4 protein-coding genes are annotated in these 4,350 nt (G+C 77.7%); 2 read left to right on the top strand and 2 right to left on the bottom strand.

The features are described 5' to 3' along the window. Window positions 1-84 precede the first annotated feature (84 nt). On the bottom strand, window positions 85-882 hold the full coding sequence (locus tag ABD317_RS34020; protein ID WP_344295214.1) for a MerR family transcriptional regulator: 798 nt from the start codon (window positions 880-882) through the stop codon (window positions 85-87). 158 nt (window positions 883-1,040) lie between these two features. Here ABD317_RS34020 and ABD317_RS34015 point away from each other — a divergent pair, with 158 nt between their 5' ends. Then, a complete protein-coding gene (locus ABD317_RS34015) occupies window positions 1,041-2,369 on the top strand; it encodes a M14 family metallopeptidase (protein ID WP_344295212.1) in 1,329 nt (442 codons plus the stop codon). A 38-nt stretch (window positions 2,370-2,407) separates the two neighbouring features. Here ABD317_RS34015 and ABD317_RS34010 read toward each other — a convergent pair whose 3' ends face one another. Next, the gene (locus tag ABD317_RS34010; RefSeq protein WP_344295210.1) at window positions 2,408-3,370 is read right to left on the bottom strand and encodes an FAD-dependent oxidoreductase; all 963 of its coding nucleotides are present in this window, start codon (window positions 3,368-3,370) and stop codon (window positions 2,408-2,410) included. Between the two features lie 208 nt (window positions 3,371-3,578). Here ABD317_RS34010 and ABD317_RS34005 point away from each other — a divergent pair, with 208 nt between their 5' ends. Next, entirely contained in the window at window positions 3,579-4,280 is a 702-nt protein-coding gene (locus ABD317_RS34005) for a TSUP family transporter (RefSeq protein WP_344295216.1), read from the top strand. Window positions 4,281-4,350 lie beyond the last annotated feature (70 nt).

The following is a 4,350-nucleotide window of genomic DNA, read 5'->3' as shown; positions in this document are numbered from 1 at the left end:
CCGCCGCGCCGCCCGCGGCCGACGGCTCGTGGCGGCGGGGCGAGGGCGGCGGCGGCCGGGCCGTACGGGCCCGCGGGCGCCGGGTCACTCCGCGGGGAAGGACTCCCGCAACTCCGCCTTCATCGACCGCTGGAAGGCCGTCACCAGCGCCTGCACCACCATGGGCTGCATGTGCGCCGACAGCGACTTCATCGTCTCCACCTGCTCCGGGTCCGGGCCCGCCTCGCCGAACGGCTCCCACACCTCGTCGCGGAAGAGCCGGGTCAGCTCCCGGGCCACGGCGCGGGAGTGCTCCTGCACCACGCCCCGGGCGGCGCGGATGGTCTCCAGCCGGATGGGCACGTCGAGCAGCCGTACGCCGAGGTGGAGGACGGCCGGGTCGACCCGGAAGGCGTCGCCGTCGCCCTCACCCCGGCCTTCGGCGCTGCCGTCGCCGGAGCCGGGTTCCGCCCCGTACGGGCCGCCGCCCGGCGGCGTACGCTCCAGCACGCCCATCGCGGCCAGCCGGGCCACGTCGTCGTCGGTCAGCGACCGCCCCGCGCGCCGCTCCAGCTCCGCCCGGCTCACCTCGGCCGCCGCGTCCGGCACCCAGGTGGCCACCAGCGCGCGGTGCAGCGCGTGGTCCTCGGCGCTGAGGCCGGGCGGCAGCTGCTGCACGTACCGCTCGATCGCCGCCAGCGTCAGGCCCTGGTGCTGCAACTCCTCGATCAGCGCGAGCCGGGACAGGTGCTCGGGGCCGTAGCGCCCGACGCGCCGCGGGCCGATGACGGGCGGGGGCAACAGCCCGCGGGTGGAGTAGAAGCGGACCGTGCGCACGGTGACGCCCGCGCGCGCGGCCAGCTCGTCCACGGTCAGGCCGGCCGCCTCCGTCTGCTGCGTCATGGTCCAACAATATTGCTGTCTCACCGGTCATGTGAAAGAGCGCGGTGCCGCCGGCCGGCCGACGGCGGCGGATACGTCGCGCGCGGAGGCTTCTGCGGCGCGTCACTCTCCGCTATCTTCTGGCCACCCTCTCCGCTCTCCGCCCCGGGAGACCGCCCATGCGCGTACGCGCCCCCCGCGTCGCCGTGCTCCGCACGGCCACCCTCGCGGCCTGCGCCGCGGCCGTCGCGCTGGCGCCGCTGACCGGCCCGCCCGCGGAGGCCTCCAACCCGCCGCGCACCGGCTTCGAGCGCAGCGGCGGCGCCCGCTGGACCAGCGAGCGCGAGGAGGAGCGGCTCCTGGCCGAGGTGGCCGAGGAGAGCCCGCGCGCCGCCGTCGACCGCATCGGCACCACCGCGCAGGGCCGCCCCCTCAACCTCGTACGCATCGGCGCCCCCGCCCCGCCACCCCCGTCGCGGGCCGCCCGCGGCAGCGTCGTCCTGCTCGTCTGCGGCCAGCACGGCGATGAACCGGCCGCCCGCGAGGCGTGCCTGACCGCCCTGCGCGACCTGGCGTACGGCAAGGACGCCGGGACCCGCCGCCTCCTGGCCGGCACCTCCGTCCTGGTCGTCCCCAACGCCAACCCCGACGGCCGCGCCGCCGGCACCCGCCGCAACGCCGACGGCGTCGACGTCAACCGCGACCACGTCGCGCTGGCGACCGCCGAGGGCCGGGCGCTGGCCGCCGTCATCCGCGACCACCGCCCCGACGTCATCCACGACCTGCACGAGTTCGACGCCGCCGAGCCGTACTACGTCAAGGACGTGCTCGCGCTCTGGCCGCGCAACCTCAACACCCACGACGCCGTCCACCGCGAGGCCCGCCACCTGTCCGAGGACCACGTCCGCGCCGGCGTCGAGGACGCCGGCTACTCCAGCGGCGTCTACGGCATCTGGACCGACCCGCAGACCGGCGAGCCCGTCCGCCAGGTCGCCGGCGACGGCCAGGAGCGCATCCTGCGCAACACCGCCGGCCTCAAGCACGCGGCCGGGCTGCTGGTCGAGACGCGCATCACCGCGCTCACCGACGACGAGCGCGGCGACCCCGCGGCCAACCGCCGCCGGCGCGTCACCTCCCAGCTCACCGCGCTCGACGCCACGTTCGACTACGCCGCCGACCACCGCGCCCGGCTGGCCACCGCCACGGCCGCGGCCCGCCGCCGCGGACTCGCCGACACCGGCCCCGTCTTCCTCGGCGGCGCCGACAACGAGCCGCCCGCCCCGGGCCAGGTCATCGACGACCCGCCGTGCGGCTACGCGCTCGACGCCGGGCAGTACGGCGCCGTCGGCGACGAACTCGCCCTGCACGGCGTCGAGGTCCGCCGGCGCCCGGGCGGCGGCGCGCTGGTGCCGCTGCGGCAGCCGATGCGCGCGCTGGTGCCGCTGCTGCTGGACCAGCGCGCGCCGTACGAGCTGACGGACGGCCGTCCGGTCGAGCGCTGCCGCTGAGCGGGGCCTGGACGGTCGGCGGGCGCGGCCGGCGCGGCTTATGCGGCCGGTGCGGGCAGCAGCTCCGCGGCCTCCTCGGCGCAGCCCCACGCCACCGTCACACCGGCGCCCCCGTGCCCGTAGTTGTGCACGCACAGCGCCCCGCCGGGCAGCCGCTCCGCCTCCAGCCGCACCGCCGGCCTGGCCGGGCGCAGCCCGGCGCGGTGGGCGAGGACGCGGGCGCCGGCCACCTCGGGGATGATGCGGGCGCAGCGCGCCACGATGCCCTCGGCCACCGCCGGGTCCGGCTCCGTGCCCCAGGCGTCCTCGACGGCCGTGCCGCCGAGGACGAGCCCGTACGGCTGCGGGAGCGCGTACAGCGTCGCGGTCGCGTCCCGGTACGCCGCGACCACCCACTCCGCCACACCCGGGTCCTCGACCACGACGAGCTGCCCCTGCACCGGGCGCACCTGCGGGTCCGGCACCAGCTCGCGGGCGCCGAGGCCGGTGCAGTTGACGACGTACGGGGCCGCCCGCCCGGCCTCGTCGAGTGAGCCCGCGGTGCGCCGCTCGATCCGGCCGCCGGCCGCGGCCAGCCGGTCGCGCAGGTGCGCCAGGTGCGTGGCTGTGTCGACGATCGGCACCGTCGCGCGCACGCCCGCCGCGTACTGGCCGGGCAGCTCCGCGGGCTCCGCGGCGCGCACCTCGCGCAGGGCGCGCCGCCACGGCCCCAGGCCGGCGACCTCGGCGCCGAGCTGCAGCCCCGGCCGCATCCGCACGCCGGTCTCCGCCGCGCGCTCCGCCTGCCGCGTGTACACCTCGAACGACCGCACCGACCAGTCCACGACCCGGTGTTCGGGCTCGATCCGGTACGGCCACCACAGCCCGCCCGCGACCGCGGACGTCGTCTCCTCCGCCGGCTCCCGCGCCCACACCGTGACCCGCCTGCCGCCCTCGGCGAGGACGACCGCACTGGTCAGACCGATGATGCCGCTGCCGAGTACGATCACTTCAGATTCCATCAGGGCAGTCTGCCGCACCGGTGGAGATCACCCCCGGGGTGGTGGGCGCCCGAGGATGATCGCTACTCTGTTCGCATGTTGAACCGCATGGGTACTACAAGCGTTCGGGGGGCGCGCGTCCCGCTCCGATGAGCACCGGCCCGGGGACCCGCCGGCCGGGCAGCGACGCGCTGCCGGCCGGGCCGCTGTGACCGGCGACGTCCTGCTGATGGCCGGCGTGCTGCTGCTCGGGGCGTCCGTGCAGCGGCTCGCGGGCATCGGCCTCGCGCTGGTCGCCGGGCCGGCGCTCGCGCTGGTGCTCGGCCCGGCCGAAGGCGTGCGGCTGTCCAACTGCGCCGCCGGCGCCATCAGCCTGTTCGGGCTGGCGACCGTCTGGCGGCAGGTCCGCCCGCGCGCCATGGTGCCGCTGCTCGCCGCCGCCGTCTGCACGGTGCCCCTCGGCGCCTGGACGGCGGTGCAGCTGCCCGAGCCCGTGCTGCTGACCGGCATGGGCGCCATGGTGTGCGGTGCCGTCGTGCTCGTCATGGCCGGCGCCCGGGCCGACGCGCTGCGCGGCACCGGCGGGGCGGTCACGGCGGGCGCGGTGAGCGGCTTCATGAACTCCTCCGCGGGCATCGGCGGCCCCGCCGTCTCGCTGTACGCCGTGAACGCGGGCTGGACGGTGCGGGAGTTCGTGCCCAACGCGCTCTTCTACGGCGTCGTCATCAACATCTTCTCGGTGGCGGCGAAGGGGCCGCCGGACCTGGCCGCGGACGCCTGGCTGCTCTGCGCGGCCGCGGTGGCGGCGGGCGCCCTCGTCGGCCGCGCCCTGGGCGACCGGGTGCCCGAGACGCCCGCGCGGCGGCTGGTGCTGGTACTCGGACTGGCCGGCGGCGCGGCGACGCTGACGAAGGGCCTGCTGGGGCTGTGACCCCGGCGCGGGAGGGCGCCGTCCCGTCCCCGTACGGGAAGGCCCCCGCCCGCGGCAGCGCCGCGGGCGG

Origin of the sequence: Streptomyces synnematoformans (assembly GCF_039531005.1) — a bacterium.
Taxonomy (GTDB): domain Bacteria; phylum Actinomycetota; class Actinomycetes; order Streptomycetales; family Streptomycetaceae; genus Streptomyces; species Streptomyces synnematoformans.
This window is presented reverse-complemented; position numbering and strand designations above follow the sequence as displayed.